The following is a 15,695-nucleotide window of genomic DNA, read 5'->3' on the forward strand; positions in this document are numbered from 1 at the left end:
AGAATAACGCTTTTACCTGTCTGTCTCCCCCCAGCAGACATCCGGCGGCAAAAAAGACCGCGCGGAAAACTCCGCGCGGCTTTTTACATGTCACGTGCCCGCCGGCTCATTCATGGCGGCGGTGATGTACTGCTTGCCGTACAGGGCGTCGTAGAGTACGGCGTCCCGCAGGGCCAGCAGCTCCCGGTCCTGCTCTGACAGATCCGCCTCCTCCCCGGACAGAGAGGGCTCCCCCTCCCCGTCCACGAAGTACAGCTCCGTGTTGGTCAGGCACGCCTTGCTGACCTTGTCCAGCAGGGCCCAGTACCGGGAGATGGGCTGTCCGGTCAGCTCCAGCAGCTGGGGGCCGATGGCGGTGATGCTGCTGTCGCGCCGGGTGCCGGCCCGGCCGTTCAGGAGGGCCGCGTCGTTGGCCCAGATGAGATAATCCGTGGAGTAGAGGTCACAGATCTGCTCCGCCGTCCACTCCGTGGTGTCGTTTTCCGGGCACAGGCCCAGCTTGGTATACACCGTGTCCCCGTCGGTCATGAAAAGGTTGGGCCGGTGATCCCCGAAGAACACCACGATGGTGGGCTCCGGAGAATTCCGCAGGGCGTCGGTCAGCTGGCCCAGGGCCTGGTCCGCCCGGGTGATGCCCTCCAGCATGACCCGCACGATGGCCATGTCCTCGTCGCTGAGGGTCTGGCTCTCCACGCCGATCTGGCACTCGTAGCCGAACTTCTCCGCGTCGAAGGGCTGGTGGTTCTCCATAGTGATGCCGTAGAGGAAGGCCCGCTGCCCGGCGGCGTTGATGTCCGCCATCCGGTCCAGCATGGCGGCGAAGAAGTAGCTGTCCTTCATGTAGTAGCCGCCGTAGACGCCGCCCTGCCAGTCGAAGCCCAGCTGCTGGATGTCCGCGGAGAACAGCAGATTGGAAAATCCCAGCAGCGGGTAGGTGACAGTGCGGTTGTAGAGGCTGTCGTCATAGCCGTGGAGCAGCTCCGCCCGGTAGTCCCCGCCGCCGGTATACTGCTCTGTCAGGGAGTCGAACCGCTCATAGAGGTCGTCCTCCAAAAAGCAGATGTTGGTGCCGGGGCCAAAATCCAGACTGTTGACGCCGTAGAGCATGGACATCTCAATATATCCGGTGCCGTAGCCCAGGTAGTGGCTGTGGAAATCACCGCTGATGCTCTCGGCCTCCAGGGCGTGGAAGTTCTCCAGCGGGTCCCGCTCATAGGTCAGGTCCGGCAGCCTCGTCAGGTCGAAGAAGGACTCGGAGAGCACCATGATGATGTTGGGCGCCGTCTCCGGCGTCTCTTCATTTTCCGCGTCCGCCAGCAGGATCTCATCGATCCGGTCCAGCACGGCGGCCATGTACTCCTCGCCGTAGTCCTCCGGGCTCTCCTTGGCCTGGAGGAAGGCGTCCCGCCACAGGCTCAGCACAAGGCCGTAGGTGTCGTGGCTGGAGGTGGTGTCCAGGCGGGTGACGATGTCCACACCGAAGCCCTCCGCCGCCCGGGCGGCCCCGGCGGGCGTGCACAATCCCACCGCCGCTGAAAACGCCAGGGCAAAAGCCGCGAATCGGCCCCGGCCGGAGATGCGGATGATGGGCGCGGTCATGGCCAGCAGTCCCACGCAGATGCCCACGGCCACCAGGGCCATCCAGAAATCCACAGGGGGCTTCAGCTCTCCGGCCACCCCGGCCACCTGGCCCAGCTGGGCGGCGAGGCCGAAGTCCGCCAGGGAGAGAGGCGTACCGTTGATGGCGTTTTTGAAGTAGTCCACCAGGGACAAAATCAGGGACACGGCGCCCACCAGGGCCCCAGCGATCCACAGCCGTCCCAGCAGGGCGCCCAGGGCCGCGGTGACGGTTCCCAGGCCAACCGCTGTCAGCAGCAGATAGGCGGGCCACTTCATAAACCACTCCCACACGATGGAGAGGGACCCGGTGACCACCCACTGGACTGCCACAGCCGCACCCAGGCCCATGCACCCGGACGCCGCCGCGAACAATACCCACCGCAGCCACACCGGACCCAGGGTCCTTGGAACCCGCTTTGTTTGTAAGAGTCGCTTCTTCATGTTCTCCCCGCTTCGCCATTTGGGCCGCGGAACTCCTCCGCGGCCCAAATTTTTTTACCGTTAGATCAATAGGCCAGCTTCTCGGCCAGATACGCCTTCAGCTCGCTGATGGACATGCGGACCTGCCTCCCCATGAAACGCTGTTTCATGAGGGCCCCGTCCCATTTTATCTGCTCGGGCGGAGTGAATCCGCCCGGCATCAAGGTTTTGCCCCCACGGGCAAAACACTTGGACGCCGCTTCCGCGGCGATATGGAGCAGGGCCGGTCTGTGTTTAATAGGCCAGCTTCTCGGCCAGATACGCCTTCAGTTCACTGATGGGCATGCGGACCTGCCTCCCCATGAAACGCTGTTTCATGGGGACCCCGTCCTATTTTATCTGCTCGGGCGGAGTGAATCCGCCCGGCATCAAGGTTTTGCCCCACGGGCAAAACGCTTGGACGCCGCTTCCGCGGCGATATGGAGCAGGGCCGGTCTGTGTTTAATAGGCCAGCTTCTCGGCCAGATACGCCTTCAGTTCACTGATGGGCATGCGGACCTGCTCCATGGTGTCCCGGTCCCGGACGGTGACGCAGTCGTCGCCGGCCTTCTCGGCGTCGCCCACGGTGTCGAAGTCCACGGTGACGCAGTAGGGCGTACCGATCTCGTCCTGGCGGCGGTAGCGCTTGCCGATGGAGCCGGTGTCGTCGTAGTCCACCATCCACTCCTTGGAAAGCTCCGCCTGGACCTCCCGGGCCTTGTCGGCGAGCTTCTTGCTAAGGGGCAGCACGGCGCACTTGAAGGGGGCCAGAGCCGGGTGGAAGTGCATGACGGTGCGCACGTCGTTCTTGGCCGGGTCCACGACCTCCTCGTCGTAGGCCTCGATCAGGAAGGCCAGGGTGACGCGGTCGGCGCCCAGGGAGGGCTCCACCACGTAGGGGATATACCGCTCGTTGGTCTCCTGGTCGAAGTAGGTCATATCCTTGCCGGAGGTGTTCTGGTGCTGGGTCAGGTCGTAGTCGGTGCGGTCCGCCACGCCCCACAGCTCGCCCCAGCCGAAGGGGAACATGAACTCAAAGTCCGTGGTGCCCTTGGAGTAGAAGCACAGCTCCTCGGGGCTGTGGTCCCGCAGGCGCAGGTCCTCCTCCCGCATATTCAATCCCAGCAGCCAGTCCTTGCAGAAGGAGCGCCAGTACTGGAACCACTCCAGGTCGGTGCCGGGCTTGCAGAAGAACTCCAGCTCCATCTGCTCAAATTCCCGGGTGCGGAAGGTGAAGTTGCCCGGGGTGATCTCGTTGCGGAAGCTCTTGCCGATCTGGCACACGCCGAAGGGGAGCTTCCGGCGGGTGGTGCGCTGGACGTTCTGGAAGTTGACAAAGATGCCCTGGGCGGTCTCAGGCCGCAGGTACACGGTGTTCTTGGCGTCCTCGGTGACGCCCTGGAAGGTCTTGAACATCAGGTTGAACTGCCGGATGTCGGTGAAGTTGTGCTTGCCGCAGCTGGGGCAGGGGATGTTGTGGGACTCGATGAAGTCCTTCATCTCCTCCTGGGAGAAGGCGTCGATGGGCTTGCCCAGATCCACGCCGTTGTCTCCGGCCCAGTCCTCGATCAGCTTGTCGGCCCGGAAGCGCTCCTTGCACTCCTTGCAGTCCATCAGGGGATCGGAGAAGCCGCCCAGGTGTCCGGAGGCCACCCAGGTCTGGGGGTTCATGAGGATGGCGGCGTCGAGCCCCACGTTGTAGGGGTTCTCCTGGACGAACTTCTTCCACCAGGCCTTCTTGACGTTGTTCTTCAGCTCCACGCCCAGGGGGCCGTAGTCCCAGGTGTTGGCGAGGCCGCCGTAGATCTCGCTGCCGGCGAAGATAAAGCCCCGGCCCTTGCACAGGGCCACGATCTTCTCCATGGTCTTTTCGGTGTTCTTCATTGCTTCCTCCTAAATTCTTGGCCCAAAACGACAAAAAACGCCCTGAGCCGGTTTTCGGCTCAGGGCGAACAAAGCATTGTCCGTGGTCCCACCTGAATTCGCATCTGGCTGATGCGCACTTCCTTCTCCGGTAACGGCGGACGCCGGCGGGGCATTTCCTCCCCGCAGCTCCAGGGGGCCTTCTCCCGCTCCTCCGGAAGGGCTCGCACCGACCGCCCTCTCTCTTGACCGGCAAAACCGGGATACTGTTCCCTGTTGCGCTTTTGTTGGGTATCGTGCGTACTGTACCATGTTTTTGCCGGAATGTCAAGCCTCCGGCGCCGGGGACGGCCCGGCGCTGCTGCCGGGGGAGACGGGACGGACTCCGGCCCCCTCGGGGGTCTGGAGGGTAAAAATACGGATCTGTCCGTCCCCGGTCAGGCCGAACCAGACCGCGCCGTCCGCCGTGCCCACCAGTCCGTCGTGGGAGAAGAAGTCCCCGCCCATGAGGGCCTCGCTCAGAGTTCCGGTCATAGGCGCCACGGCCTCGTCCCAGCGGTCCAGCAGCTCCTGGGCCGTGTCGGCCTGGAAGGTCTCCCCCTCCGCCGTGGTCACGGTGCAGGGATAGGAAAACCGCTCCGCCACCGCCGCCCGGTCGTCCCGCTCCAGCAGGTCCAGCAGCTCCGCCGCAAATGTCCGGATGGCCCCGGTCTCCAGCCCGCTGCCGGTGTTCAGCTGCGTGTCCGCTCCCCGGCCGGAGAGATCCGGCGCCGTCACGGGGGTCAAGCGGCCAAAGTCGATGCTGTCTGCCAGGGCCTCCAGGTCCTGCCTCTCCAGCTCCGCCCGGGGCACATTGACCGTCACCAGGCAGTCCTCCAGGTCCGCGATCAGCACGCCCCGGTCCTCTGCCAGCGCCGCGGTCACCGTCCGGCCGCAGGCGGTCTCATAGGTCCACTCCTGATACCGGGAGACGTCTCCCACCTCCAGCAGTCCGTCGGTAAAGCTGCCGCGGACGCAGCGGATAAACTGGTAGGACAGGGTCTCTCCGCCGCTGAGGTCGTATTCGCCGTCAAAGAAGAACGTCCCGTCCTCGCAGATCCGGACGTGATAGGCCCGGTTGTTCTCCCCCAGGAAGGTCTCGTCAAAGACCCCCGGAAAAGCCGCGGCGTCCACCGCCGCCGGGTGGAGGGTCAGGCCGTATTTCTCCGCGATCTCCGTCAGAGCCTCCTCCATCTCCGGGGTGTAGATCTGATCGATCTGGAACCAGGGGTCCGTCCCGCCGTCCTCTGCCGCGGCGCCAAGGCCCTGCTCCGTCAGCCAGGTCCGCCACTGCGCCAGGGCCCGGCTCTCCGGGCTCTCCGCGTATCCGCTGAGGCTCAGCGTCTGTCCCCATTGGGGCAGCAGCATCCGCCGCAGGCCGAACAGATCCGCCGCCACCGCCGCCGCGGACAGGACCGCCATCAGGGCGATCACCGCCGCCAGCGTCACCAGATGTCTGCTGATGTGCCGTTTGCTCGTCCGCATTTCCATATCCTCCCATCGAATGTCACAGGAGGAGCGGAGCTGGGAAAAGGTCTCCTGATAAAATTCCTTATTCGTCATCCCGCCATGCCTCCTTCAGCCGCTTTTCCAGCTGCTCCCGGGCCCGGGTCAGCCGGGTGGTCACCGCCGACTGGCGGATCCCCAGCACCTCCCCGATCTCCCGGGTGGACAGCTCCTCGCAGTAGAACAGATCCAGCACCGTCCGGTACTTCTCCGGCAGGGCCATGACCTCCCGGTACAGCTCCCGCTGCTCCACCTGGTGAAAGGACGGCTCCGGAAGCTGTTCCAGATACACCCGCCGCTTGCGCCAGGGGCTTTTCAGGGTATCCCTGCACAGATTGACCGTCACCCGGATCAGCCAGCGCCGCAGATGCTCCGGCGTCTCAAAGTCCCGCTCCCGGGTATAGAGCCGGAGAAACACCTCCTGCACCGCGTCCTCCGCGTCCTGGCGCTGCCCGGTCACGTGGAGGGCCACCCGAAACACCATATCCCGGTGCTCCCGGACAGCCTGTTCAAAGATCGCTCGCTCCATGGGCTCCCTCCCCGTCTATGATTGAATGCATTCACTTTCCATACGATCCCGGCCCCGGCTTTGTCACAAAAAAGATCCGCCCGGAAAACCGGACGGATCTCTTTCTGGGATTTACTTCTTGTCCCGGTCGTAGGCCACGACCACCCGGCGGCCCGGCTCGGTGCCGGTGGAGTAGGTCGTAACGCCCGGCACGTCCTGCAGCGCCGTGTGGATCACGTGGCGCTCGTAGGCGTTCATGGGCTCCAGGGTGAAGTTGCGGCGGTACTTGACCACCTTGGCGGCCACCTTCCGGGCCAGATGCTGGAGGCTCTGCTCCCGCTTCTCCCGGTAGCCTTCGGCGTCCAGCTGGACCCGGACCCGGCCGCTGCCGCTGCGGTTGACGGCATAGCTGGTCAGCTGCTGGATGGCGTCCAGAGTCTCGCCCCGGCGGCCGATCAGGGCGCCCAGGTTCTTCCCCTCCAGGATCACCTTGTAGCGGCCCTTCTCCGGCTGATAGACCCGGATGTCGGCGGCGCTGTCCATCTGCTCCAGCAGACCGGAGAGGAAGGTGCGGATGGCCTGGGCCTTCTCATCGTCCACCTCCGGACCGTAGTCCGCGGCGGGGGCGGCGGGGACCTCCTCAGCGGGGGTCTCCGGCTGAACCTTGGGGGCCTTGGGGAGCTTCGGCGCCTTGGGGGGCTTCGGCGCGGGGGCGCTCCGCTCCTCTTTGGGTTCCTCTTTCTTCTTCGGGGCGGCCTTGGGGGGCTTGGGGGCCTCCGGCACCGGCGCGGGGGCGGGCTCCGTCTCCTCGCCGTAGTACACCCGGACCTTGGCCGGGCAGCTGCCCAGGCCCAGGAAGCCGGATTTGGCGCGCTCCAGGATCTCAACGGACACATCGTCCCGGTCCAGGCCAAGCTGACGCAGGGCGTTCTGGATGGCCTCGTCCTCGGTCTTGCCCGTTACATCAATAAATTCTCTCATGGCGTAACAAGCTCCTTATTCCTGTTCACTGTCGTACCGGTCGGCCTTGTAGGAACGGCCCCGGGCATAGGGGCGGTCGCCCACCCGGCCGGCCTCGGTGGTGCTGGTGGCGGCCTTCTTGGCCTTGGCGGCCTTGGCCTCCTGGGCGGCCTTGCGCTTTTCCTTCAGGCTCTGCTTCTGGGCCGCCTGCTGGCGCTGCTGCTCCTGAAGGATGCGGGCCTCCTCCTGGCGGCGCTTGCGGTCGGCCTCCCGGGCCTCATACCGCGCGGCCTCCTCGGCCTCCAGCTTGTTGGTGTAGAACCGGCCCATGACGGCCTCCTGCACGATGGACAGGGCGCTCTGGGCGATCCAGTACACGCCCAGGGCGGCGGGCATGATGAAGGCGATGTAAATGGACATCAGGGGCATCATCCACATCATCATCTTGCCGCTGGCGGCGGCGGAGCCCTCCATCTTGTTCTGGCTCATGGTGACCTTGCTGAGCAGGAAGCTCAGGGCGCCGGAGACAATGGGGATCAGGATCAGGCCGATCAGCATCCAGGACACGCCGCCGCTGAGCTGGCCGAAGGCGCTGCTGGGCTGGGCGGTCAGGTCCAGGCCCAGGAAGTGGTAATCCACATTGACCCAGCCCTCATGCTGGGCAATGAAGTCGGGGAACTGGCTGTTGATGATCTTCGCGATCTCGATCTGCTCATAGGCGGCGTTGGCGGTCAGCTCGATGCCGGCGCCCTGAATCATCTCCTTGGCGGCGGCGACCACAGCCTGTCCGGCGGCCCGGCCGCCGAAGTTCATGAAGTAGACGATGGGCTCCCGAATGATATAGTACAGAGCCAGCAGGATGGGGAAGGGGATGAAGCTCCACAGGCAGCCGCTCATGGGGTTGATGCCCTCTTCCTGATAGAACCGCTGCATCTCCTCGTTCATCTTGGCCTGGTTGTTGGCGTACTTCTTCTGGATCTCCTGGATTTTTCCGGACATCCGGCTCATGCGGATCATGCTCTTTTTGGACTTCATCTGGAAGGGCAGCAGGATCAGCTTGATGACCAGGGTGAAGAGGATGATCGCCACGCCGTAGGAGCCCGTCAGGTTATAGAACAGGCGCATCAGCGCGGCAAAGGGGACACAAATATAGTATCCAATGGTTGACAGCATAAATGTTTCCTCCAAAGTGAAATGGCCCGACGGGGCGGATGCACCCCGCTCCGGCCGCTAGGGGACCGGGTCGTAGCCGCCCTTGTGAAAGGGATTGCAGCGCAGGATCCGCCGGAAGGCCAGCCAGCCGCCCTTGAGGGCACCGTACTTTTCAATGGCCTCCAGAGCATACTGGGAGCAGGTGGGAATGTAGTTGCAGCAGCGGGGCCGGTAGGGGGAGATGGCCACCTGATAAAACCGGATCAGAGCCTTGAACACATGCTTCATGACCGTCCCTCCCAGAGATCCAGCTTCCGGCACAGCCGGCCGAAGGTGTCGCACAGCTCCTGCCAGGAGGCGTTCGCCGTCCTGCCCCGGGCCACCAGGATGATGTCGTATCCCTGGCGCAGCTGGCCCTGGTGGAGGCGGTACACCTCCCGCAGGCGCCGGCGGCAGCGGTTGCGGACCACCGCGTGGCCCAGCTTCACCGAGGCCGTCAGCCCCAGGCGGTTGTGGCCCAGGCGGTTTTTCCGGCAGTAGACGACCATGCAGCCGCTCACCGCCGACGTCCCCTTCTGGTACAGCCGCCGGAACTCGTGATTTTCTTTCAGAGTCACCGCTCGCTTCATGTCAAACCCGCCTTGCAAAATGGAACAGAAACTCGATGAGGGACGGAGGAATCCTTACAAATTCCCGCCGTCCCTGAAGGCGTCTGTTCAAGTGTCTCCCGCGCTTGCGTTCCGAATCAATAGGACAGGCGGGCGCGGCCCTTGGCGCGGCGACGGGCCAGGACCTTACGGCCGTTGGCGGTAGCCATTCTCTTGCGGAAACCATGGACCTTCTGGCCATGCAGCTTCTTGGGCTGATAGGTACGCTTCGTTGCCATATCTAAGACACCTCCTGTCAGAATTGCGGTCGTCCTTTCGGGCGCCGCTTACTCGACATCCGCCCTGACGGGCGGACGCAGTAAACTTGTCCGCGTCCTGCGACGCAGAGAATAGTATACAGACTTTTTCAAAATGTGTCAAGAATAACTTGAAAATTCCTGAAAAATAGGTGTAGGACTACAATACATATTGGACAAGTGAATAAAAAAGGATGAAGGATAAGGCCTCATCGGTTAAAGTTGGAGTTGCAGACAACAACTGAACGAGAGGGGGCCATATCCTTCATGAGCAAGAGTATAACACAGGACATGGCATACAGGCAATCCCTGATGAAGTACGCGGAGAAATATGGAGTAGCTAAAGCCAGCCGGAAGTACAACAAAAGCCGGTCGTACATCTACTTCTGGAAGAACCGCTGGGATGGTACACCGGGATCCCTGGCCTGCCAGTCCCGGCGGCCCCACCACCATCCCAACCAGCACACACAGGCGGAGCTGAAGCTGATCCGGGACCTGCGCCGCAGGAATCCCAACCTTGGCATGGTGGAGCTGTGGCACCGGTTGCGGCAGCGGGGCTATACCCGCCGCCCGGAGAGCCTGTTCCGTGTCATGCGCAAGCTGGGGTTGTTTCCTGCGGCCGAGAAGAAGAAAGCATACAAGCCAAAGCCCTACCAGCAGATGACCTATCCCGGCCAGCGTGTCCAGGTGGATGTGAAGGTGGTGCCCCGCCGCTGCGTCGCCGACCCGGAGCTGCGCCTGTTCCAGTACACCGCTATTGACGAGTTTACCCGTCTGCGCTTCCTGGCCGCCTATCCCGAGCAGTCCACCTTTTCCTCCGCTGATTTTCTAAGAAAGCTGGTCCGCTGGTATGCCCGCCGGGGCATCCGGGTGGAATGCGTCCAGACCGACAATGGCCCAGAGTTTACCAACCGCTTCCTCACAGGTAGACAAGACAGCCCTTCCCTATTTGAGAAAACTGCCGCCGAGCTTGGCATCCGCCACAAGCTCATCCGTCCCTATACCCCACGCCACAACGGCAAGGTGGAGCGCAGCCACCGTGAGGACCAGAAACGCTTCTATTCCTGCCACAGCTTTTATTCCCTGGATGACTTCGCAAAGCAGCTCGCCGTTCACAACCGCCGCTCCAACAACTTCCCCATGAGGCCCCTCAACTGGTGTTCCCCCTTAGAGTTCGCCGTCCAATATGTTTGACAAACCTACAAACTTGAAAATTCCTGAAAAATAGGCTCTTTTTCTTTTCCATCGGCTGAAAAACCGGAAACTTTTCAAAATCTGGTGTCTCCGGGCGGCTTTCTCCTCTATATCTTGTTTCCCCCGGCTCTGCAAAAAAACGATCTTTATATATTAGAATAAGTGTTGTAATCGTCTCGTCTTTTTGTTATACTTATGCTATGTGATTTTGTCTATTTTTTACTAGAGAGAGGTGTTCTTTTTGAATTCCGTCGCCGACGTGTGGGACAACGTCCTTCAGCAGCTGAAGGGCGAACTATCGGAGACCACCATCGCCACCTGGTTCGACGAGCTGGAGGCGGTGGATATCCGGGGCAATACCTTTTTGCTCCACTGCTCCAACGATTTCAAGAAGGGATACATCGAATCCCTGTTCATGAAAAACATCAAAGCCTCCCTCCACGATATCTTCTCCACGGACTTTGAAGTGCAGATCCTGGACGATGCGGACTTCGCGGAGTTCAGCGGCGGCCAGACCCACCGCCAGAGCGACCGCTTCACCTCCGCGGAGTTCACCTTTGATACCTTCGTGGTGGGCCCCTCCAACAAGCTGGCCTACGCCGCCTCCATGGCCGTGGCGGAGCACCCGGCCCAGAACTACAACCCCCTGCTGATCTACGGGGACTCGGGCCTGGGCAAGACCCATCTGCTCTATGCCATCGCCAACGTCATCCGCCGCAACGACGCCCGGGCCAAGATCGTCTACATCAAGGGCGACGACTTCATCAACGAGTTCATCGAGCTGATCCGGGCCGGCCGGGGCAACGAGTTCCGGGCCAAGTACCGGGAGGCGGACCTGCTGCTGGTGGACGACGTGCAGTTCGTGGCCGGCAAGGAGCAGGTGCAGAATGAGTTCTTCCACACCTTCAATACCCTCTACGAGTCCGGCCGTCAGATTGTGCTGACCTCGGACCGTCCCCCCTCTGAGATGACGCTGCTGGACGACCGGCTGCGGACCCGGTTCGAGTGGGGCCTTCTGGCGGACGTGACGCCGCCGGACTTCGAGACCCGCATGGCCATCATCAAGAACAAGGCGGCGCTGCTCGGCATGGAGCTGCCGGACAAGATCGCCACCTATATCGCCCAGAACGTCACCGCCAACGTCCGCCAGCTGGAGGGCACCATCAACAAGATCCTGGCCTACAAGGACCTGCTGGGCAACGACACCGACGAGGAGACCGTCACCCGGGCCATCCAGGACATGCTGCGCCGCAGCAATGAGTACATCCCCACGCCGGAGTCCATCCTGGAGTACATCTCCAAGTATTACAGCCTGGAGGAATCCGTCATCCGGGGCCAGCAGCGGATCCGGGACGCCGTGTCCGCCCGTCAGATCGCCATGTACCTGATCCGGTCCATGACCAACCTGAGCCTGGACGAGATCGGCAAGGTCTTTGACAACCGGGACCACTCCACGGTGCTCTACTCCATCCAGCAGATCGAGAAAAAGATGAAGAAGGACCCGGCCTTTGCCGAGACCGTCAAGGAGATCAAGACCAACATCAACTCCAAGCGGTGAGGGGCGGAGTTTTCCAACCCTTCCTGTGGAAAAGAAAAACTTCCCTGTGGAAAACTGCCCTTTCAAAATAGCCGTGGAAAAGCCGTGCAACTTTTCCACTCGCCCCGTGGAGACGCCGATCCCCTGATTTCAATGGCCTTCTCCCCTTTTCCACATCTTTTTTGCCTACCCCTGCTTTTTCTAAAAAAATAATCCTTTTCTTTTTGAAGAGCGCGGCTGCCCGCCGCCATCCCATGTACAGAGAGGAAGCGTTCCTATGATGAAATTCTCCTGCGAAAAGGCCCTGCTGCAAAGCGCCATCGCCGTCACCAGCCGGGCCGTGGCGCAAAAGAGCTCCATTCCCGCCCTGGAGGGCCTGCTGCTGCGGGCCGACACGGAGCTGACTGTCTCCGGCTACAACCTGCAAACCGGCATCCGCACCAAGGTGGCCGCCGACGTCACCGGCCAGGGAGAGCTGGTCCTCAACGCCCGGCTCTTCGGCGACATCATCCGCCGGATGCCCGACGACGTGGTCACCTTCTCCGCCGACGAGCGCCAGGTGGTCCACCTCAGCTGCGGCGACGCGGATTTCGACATCCTGGGCCTGTCCGCCGCAGACTACCCGGAGCTGCCCGCCGTGGAGGACGACTTCGCCGTCTCCATCCAGCAGCGGACCCTGCGGGCCATGATCGAGGAGGTGGCTTTTGCCGTCTCCACCAACGAGAGCCGCCCCATCCACACCGGCGCCCTCTTCGAGATCAGCGACAAGGGACTGACCATGGTGGCTGTGGACGGGTTCCGCCTGGCGGTGCGGCGGGAGCCCCTGGAAAAAATTGACGGCGGCGCCTTCTCCTTCGTGGCGCCGGGCGCCGCTTTGAACGAGGTCAAGAGCATCTGCGCCGACAGCGAGGACCTGGCCGCCGTGACCCTGGGCAAGAGCCACATCTTATTTGAGGTGGGCGCCACGGAGCTGATCTGCCGCCGGCTGGAGGGCGAGTTCCTGGACTACAAGAACGCCATCCCCCGGAAAAACCCCATTACCCTCATGGCCGACACCAAGAGCCTCATCGAGAGCATCGACCGGGTCTCCGTGGTGATCTCTGAAAAGCAGAAGAGCCCTGTCCGGTGCTTCTTCGACCACGACAAGGTGATCCTCTCCGCCAAGACCGGCAACGGCGAGGCCAAGGACGTCTGCCGCATCAGCGGCGACGGCGCGGGCCTGGAGATCGGCTTCAACAACCGCTATTTGATGGAGGCGCTGCGCTACGCCCCGGCGGACACGGTGAAGATCGAGCTGAACACCGGCGTATCCCCGGCCATCATCGTCCCCACCGAGGGGGAGGAGAACTTCCTCTACATGGTGCTGCCCGTGCGCCTGAAGAGCGCGGAGTGAGATGGACCGCCGGGAGCGGACAGCCCGGACCCTGATACAGGTTTCCAGGATCTTCCTGGTGCTGGGCGGGCTTTTGCTGGCGGTCATGAGCCTGTATGCCGCCCGGCTCACGCCGTCGCCGGACCATATCCGGAGACACGGGCGGCGGGATTTTCTGGTGGACGCGTATAATCTGATGCTGGATCTTGGATGTCTGGTCCGGCAGGAGGCCGCTGGAAAGTGGATGGCGGCGGCCGCGCTGACCCTGTTGCTGCTGGGTGCGGCGCTGCTGGCGGCTGGAATGTGTCTGCGGCGAAAACGAAACGGATAGGAGACCTATGAAAACCATCATCATTACCACGGAGTTTATCAAGCTCCAGGATCTTCTCAAATTTGCCAACCTTGTGGAAACCGGCGGCGAGGCCAAGGAACGGGTCCAGGCCGGCGAGGTCACGGTGAACGGCGAGGTGTGCACCATGCGGGGCAAGAAGATCCGCCCGGGAGACGACGTGTGCTTCCAGGGCGAACACTATACGGTGGCCTATGAGGCTTGAGCGCCTGGAGCTGCGGGATTTTCGCAACTATCGGGAGGCGCTGGTGGACTTCGACCCGGACTGCAACGTGATCTTCGGGGAGAACGCCCAGGGCAAGACCAACCTGCTGGAGGCTGTTGTCTACCTCTCCTGTGGAAAATCCCCCCGGGCCAGAGCGGACCGGGAGATGATCGCTTTCGACGCCGCCTCGGCCCTGCTGGAGGCCAGCGTCCTGGCCCGGCAGCGGGAATTCCGGGTCCGGGCGGAGCTGTACCGGGGACAGCGGAGAAAGCTCTCCGTCAACCAGGTAACAGCCAAAAACGCCGCCGCCCTGAGCCAGGTGTATCACACGGTGTTCTTCTGCCCCGACGATCTGTTTTTGATCCGGGAGGGGGCCGCCGCCCGGCGGAAGTTCATGGACACGGCGCTGTGCCAGCTGCGGCCCCGGTATGCCGCCGCCCTGTCCTCCTACGGCCGGGCCCTGGACCACAAGACCCGGATCCTGCGGGACAGCGAGGAGCGGCCGGACCTTTTGGAGATGCTGCCGGAGTTCAACGAGCAGCTGATCCGCTTCGGCGCGGTGCTCATCCACTACCGCAGCCAGTTCGCCGCGGCCCTGGATCAATATGCCGCCATCCACCACCGGGAGTGCTCCGGCGGAAAGGAGCAGCTGTCCATCCGGTATCAGACCGTCTCTTCGGTCGCGGACCCGGCGGCGGACATGGCCGCCGTCACCGAACAGCTGCGATCTCACATGGAATCCCACCAGACGGCGGAGCGGGCGTCCCGGATGTGCCTGTCCGGCCCCCACAAGGACGATCTGCTGGTTTTCATCGACGGGCGGGAGGCCAAGAGCTTTGCCTCCCAGGGCCAGACCCGGACGGCGGCCCTGGCCATGAAGCTGGCGGAGCGGGAGATCTACAAAAACGCCACGGAGGAGTACCCGGTGCTGCTTTTGGACGATGTGCTCAGCGAGCTGGACCCCAGGCGGCAGGAGTTTGTCCTCAACCGCATCGCCGGCGGGCAGGTGTTCATCACCTGCTGTGAGGACGACCGGCTGCCGGCCATGCTGGGCGGCAAGGTGCTGCACGTCCACGGCGGGTCGCTGGTGTGAGCAGGTGATGAACACGCGACCGAGCGGAGCGACGGGAGCCGCGCGCAAGCGCGTTTTTGATCGCTGCGCTACATCACCTGCTGGGAGGGAAAGCGGCGAAGCGCCGCCGGTGGCGGATACAGCGAGCCGCTTTCGAGGCAGCGGCACGATTGGCGGCCCGAAAAGGGCCGGGAATCGTCTGCCGCAACGGTGGACGACCGGCTGCCGGCCATGCTGGGCGGCAAGGTGCTGCACGTCCACGGCGGGTCGCTGGTGTGAAAATCTCCCGCGTTTTTTCACAAATCCCCCAACATTGTTGAAATTTCGGCGGTATTTTTCCGCTTGGGAGGAACGCTATGCTTCATTTTCTCATGGAGCTGCCCGCGCTGACGGCGTTCGGAAAGGCGGCGGCCCTGGCGATGACAGTCATGCTGGTATTCTGGTCTGCGGCCTTTGGCGTGCAGCTGGTGGTGAGCCTGACCTGCCGCCGGCGCCGGTGGCTGTCGCTGGTGCCGCTGCTGGCAGGCGCCGTTGGAGTTCTGATGACGCTGATGATGCGGATCTACTCCGTGGATCTGCCGTTCATCCTGCTGTTCTGGGGCGGATACGGCGGGGCCCTGCTGCTGGGTTGGGCAGTTAGCGTGCTTTTGTACCGCCTGTATACGCTGGTGAGAAAGTGAGGGCGCCATGTACCTGCATCTGGGACAAAACGAGATCGTGCCGGAGGACCGGGTCATCGGCATCTTCGACCTGGACAAGTGCAGCTATGAAAAGCGCACCCGGGACTATCTGGCCGCGGCGGAGCGGGAGGGGGTCGTGCTGGACGTGTCCGGCGACCTGCCCAAGTCCTTTGTGGTCTGCGACCACCCCTACCACCGGCAGATCGTGTATCTGAGCCAGCTGAACCCCGCCACGCTGAAAAACCGGGCGGAGAGCGGGAAGCTGGAGCTTTGAG

The 15,695-nt window shown here is 62.7% G+C and carries 19 protein-coding genes and 1 other annotated feature; of the genes, 8 read left to right on the forward strand and 11 right to left on the reverse strand.

The window, feature by feature from the left end:
• Positions 1-90: 90 nt before the first annotated feature.
• From ACVDHE_RS05600 to rpmH, 10 genes are all read right to left on the reverse strand, one after another.
• Positions 91-2,061: an LTA synthase family protein gene (locus ACVDHE_RS05600; RefSeq protein WP_458885885.1), complete on the reverse strand. Its 1,971-nt coding sequence runs from the start codon at positions 2,059-2,061 to the stop codon at positions 91-93.
• Between the two features lie 65 nt (positions 2,062-2,126).
• Positions 2,127-2,261: a hypothetical protein gene (locus ACVDHE_RS05605; RefSeq protein WP_458885886.1), complete on the reverse strand. Its 135-nt coding sequence runs from the start codon at positions 2,259-2,261 to the stop codon at positions 2,127-2,129.
• Between the two features lie 280 nt (positions 2,262-2,541).
• Positions 2,542-3,963: a glycine--tRNA ligase gene (locus ACVDHE_RS05610; protein WP_213037207.1), complete on the reverse strand. Its 1,422-nt coding sequence runs from the start codon at positions 3,961-3,963 to the stop codon at positions 2,542-2,544.
• A 57-nt stretch (positions 3,964-4,020) separates the two neighbouring features.
• Positions 4,021-4,230: a binding site (T-box leader), on the reverse strand.
• Between the two features lie 39 nt (positions 4,231-4,269).
• On the reverse strand, positions 4,270-5,544 hold the full coding sequence (locus ACVDHE_RS05615) for a hypothetical protein (protein ID WP_458885887.1): 1,275 nt from the start codon (positions 5,542-5,544) through the stop codon (positions 4,270-4,272).
• Positions 5,534-6,016, reverse strand: coding sequence for an RNA polymerase sigma factor (locus tag ACVDHE_RS05620; RefSeq protein ID WP_458885888.1), 483 nt, complete (start codon positions 6,014-6,016; stop codon positions 5,534-5,536). The genes ACVDHE_RS05615 and ACVDHE_RS05620 overlap by 11 nt, the downstream gene beginning before the upstream one ends.
• 111 nt (positions 6,017-6,127) lie before the next feature.
• A complete protein-coding gene (gene jag / locus ACVDHE_RS05625; RefSeq protein ID WP_458885889.1) occupies positions 6,128-6,976 on the reverse strand; it encodes an RNA-binding cell elongation regulator Jag/EloR in 849 nt (282 codons plus the stop codon).
• Between the two features lie 15 nt (positions 6,977-6,991).
• The gene (locus ACVDHE_RS05630; protein WP_458885890.1) at positions 6,992-8,128 is read right to left on the reverse strand and encodes a YidC/Oxa1 family membrane protein insertase; all 1,137 of its coding nucleotides are present in this window, start codon (positions 8,126-8,128) and stop codon (positions 6,992-6,994) included.
• 57 nt (positions 8,129-8,185) lie between these two features.
• Positions 8,186-8,395, reverse strand: a complete 210-nt coding sequence (gene yidD / locus ACVDHE_RS05635; protein ID WP_213037212.1) for a membrane protein insertion efficiency factor YidD — start codon at positions 8,393-8,395, stop codon at positions 8,186-8,188.
• Complete coding sequence (gene rnpA / locus ACVDHE_RS05640) at positions 8,392-8,736, reverse strand: ribonuclease P protein component (RefSeq protein WP_213037213.1); 345 nt, start codon at positions 8,734-8,736, stop codon at positions 8,392-8,394. The genes yidD and rnpA overlap by 4 nt, the downstream gene beginning before the upstream one ends.
• Positions 8,737-8,852: 116 nt before the next feature.
• On the reverse strand, positions 8,853-8,993 hold the full coding sequence (gene rpmH, locus ACVDHE_RS05645) for a 50S ribosomal protein L34 (protein WP_021751147.1): 141 nt from the start codon (positions 8,991-8,993) through the stop codon (positions 8,853-8,855).
• Positions 8,994-9,278: 285 nt separating this feature from the next.
• Between rpmH and ACVDHE_RS05650 the strand changes: the two genes are divergently transcribed.
• Positions 9,279-10,205: a DDE-type integrase/transposase/recombinase gene (locus tag ACVDHE_RS05650; protein WP_418724639.1), complete on the forward strand. Its 927-nt coding sequence runs from the start codon at positions 9,279-9,281 to the stop codon at positions 10,203-10,205.
• A 232-nt stretch (positions 10,206-10,437) separates the two neighbouring features.
• Positions 10,438-11,763: a chromosomal replication initiator protein DnaA gene (dnaA, locus tag ACVDHE_RS05655; RefSeq protein WP_458885891.1), complete on the forward strand. Its 1,326-nt coding sequence runs from the start codon at positions 10,438-10,440 to the stop codon at positions 11,761-11,763.
• On the opposite strand, the gene ACVDHE_RS05660 is transcribed toward dnaA, so the two are convergent.
• Positions 11,747-11,998, reverse strand: a complete 252-nt coding sequence (locus ACVDHE_RS05660) for a hypothetical protein (RefSeq protein ID WP_458885892.1) — start codon at positions 11,996-11,998, stop codon at positions 11,747-11,749. The two genes, dnaA and ACVDHE_RS05660, sit on opposite strands and share 17 nt — an antisense overlap.
• Positions 11,999-12,019: 21 nt before the next feature.
• On the opposite strand from ACVDHE_RS05660, the gene dnaN reads away from it, so the two are divergent.
• The 6 genes from dnaN (at position 12,020) to remB (ending at position 15,694) form a co-directional block, all read left to right on the forward strand.
• Complete coding sequence (dnaN, locus tag ACVDHE_RS05665; RefSeq protein WP_458885893.1) at positions 12,020-13,135, forward strand: DNA polymerase III subunit beta; 1,116 nt, start codon at positions 12,020-12,022, stop codon at positions 13,133-13,135.
• A 1-nt stretch (position 13,136) separates the two neighbouring features.
• Entirely contained in the window at positions 13,137-13,445 is a 309-nt protein-coding gene (locus ACVDHE_RS05670; RefSeq protein WP_458885894.1) for a hypothetical protein, read from the forward strand.
• Between the two features lie 7 nt (positions 13,446-13,452).
• On the forward strand, positions 13,453-13,668 hold the full coding sequence (locus ACVDHE_RS05675; RefSeq protein ID WP_213037216.1) for an RNA-binding S4 domain-containing protein: 216 nt from the start codon (positions 13,453-13,455) through the stop codon (positions 13,666-13,668).
• Complete coding sequence (gene recF / locus ACVDHE_RS05680; RefSeq protein WP_458885895.1) at positions 13,658-14,761, forward strand: DNA replication/repair protein RecF; 1,104 nt, start codon at positions 13,658-13,660, stop codon at positions 14,759-14,761. Before ACVDHE_RS05675 ends, recF begins: the two co-directional genes overlap by 11 nt.
• A 335-nt stretch (positions 14,762-15,096) precedes the next feature.
• On the forward strand, positions 15,097-15,420 hold the full coding sequence (locus tag ACVDHE_RS05685) for a hypothetical protein (protein ID WP_458885896.1): 324 nt from the start codon (positions 15,097-15,099) through the stop codon (positions 15,418-15,420).
• Positions 15,421-15,427: 7 nt separating this feature from the next.
• Positions 15,428-15,694: an extracellular matrix regulator RemB gene (remB, locus tag ACVDHE_RS05690; RefSeq protein ID WP_213037219.1), complete on the forward strand. Its 267-nt coding sequence runs from the start codon at positions 15,428-15,430 to the stop codon at positions 15,692-15,694.
• Position 15,695: the final 1 nt, after the last annotated feature.

The sequence above is a fragment of the Dysosmobacter sp. Phy genome (assembly GCF_054476235.1).

Coding starts and splice junctions, on each gene's coding strand:
- ACVDHE_RS05600 (WP_458885885.1), bottom strand. CDS start 2,061: ATGAAGAAGCGACTCTTACAAACAAAGCGGGTTCCAAGGACCCTGGGT.
- ACVDHE_RS05605 (WP_458885886.1), bottom strand. CDS start 2,261: ATGCCGGGCGGATTCACTCCGCCCGAGCAGATAAAATGGGACGGGGCC.
- ACVDHE_RS05610 (WP_213037207.1), bottom strand. CDS start 3,963: ATGAAGAACACCGAAAAGACCATGGAGAAGATCGTGGCCCTGTGCAAG.
- ACVDHE_RS05615 (WP_458885887.1), bottom strand. CDS start 5,544: ATGACGAATAAGGAATTTTATCAGGAGACCTTTTCCCAGCTCCGCTCC.
- ACVDHE_RS05620 (WP_458885888.1), bottom strand. CDS start 6,016: ATGGAGCGAGCGATCTTTGAACAGGCTGTCCGGGAGCACCGGGATATG.
- jag (WP_458885889.1), bottom strand. CDS start 6,976: ATGAGAGAATTTATTGATGTAACGGGCAAGACCGAGGACGAGGCCATC.
- ACVDHE_RS05630 (WP_458885890.1), bottom strand. CDS start 8,128: ATGCTGTCAACCATTGGATACTATATTTGTGTCCCCTTTGCCGCGCTG.
- yidD (WP_213037212.1), bottom strand. CDS start 8,395: ATGAAGCATGTGTTCAAGGCTCTGATCCGGTTTTATCAGGTGGCCATC.
- rnpA (WP_213037213.1), bottom strand. CDS start 8,736: ATGAAGCGAGCGGTGACTCTGAAAGAAAATCACGAGTTCCGGCGGCTG.
- rpmH (WP_021751147.1), bottom strand. CDS start 8,993: ATGGCAACGAAGCGTACCTATCAGCCCAAGAAGCTGCATGGCCAGAAG.
- ACVDHE_RS05650 (WP_418724639.1), top strand. CDS start 9,279: ATGAGCAAGAGTATAACACAGGACATGGCATACAGGCAATCCCTGATG.
- ACVDHE_RS05660 (WP_458885892.1), bottom strand. CDS start 11,998: ATGGGATGGCGGCGGGCAGCCGCGCTCTTCAAAAAGAAAAGGATTATT.
- dnaN (WP_458885893.1), top strand. CDS start 12,020: ATGATGAAATTCTCCTGCGAAAAGGCCCTGCTGCAAAGCGCCATCGCC.
- ACVDHE_RS05670 (WP_458885894.1), top strand. CDS start 13,137: ATGGACCGCCGGGAGCGGACAGCCCGGACCCTGATACAGGTTTCCAGG.
- ACVDHE_RS05675 (WP_213037216.1), top strand. CDS start 13,453: ATGAAAACCATCATCATTACCACGGAGTTTATCAAGCTCCAGGATCTT.
- recF (WP_458885895.1), top strand. CDS start 13,658: ATGAGGCTTGAGCGCCTGGAGCTGCGGGATTTTCGCAACTATCGGGAG.
- ACVDHE_RS05685 (WP_458885896.1), top strand. CDS start 15,097: ATGCTTCATTTTCTCATGGAGCTGCCCGCGCTGACGGCGTTCGGAAAG.
- remB (WP_213037219.1), top strand. CDS start 15,428: ATGTACCTGCATCTGGGACAAAACGAGATCGTGCCGGAGGACCGGGTC.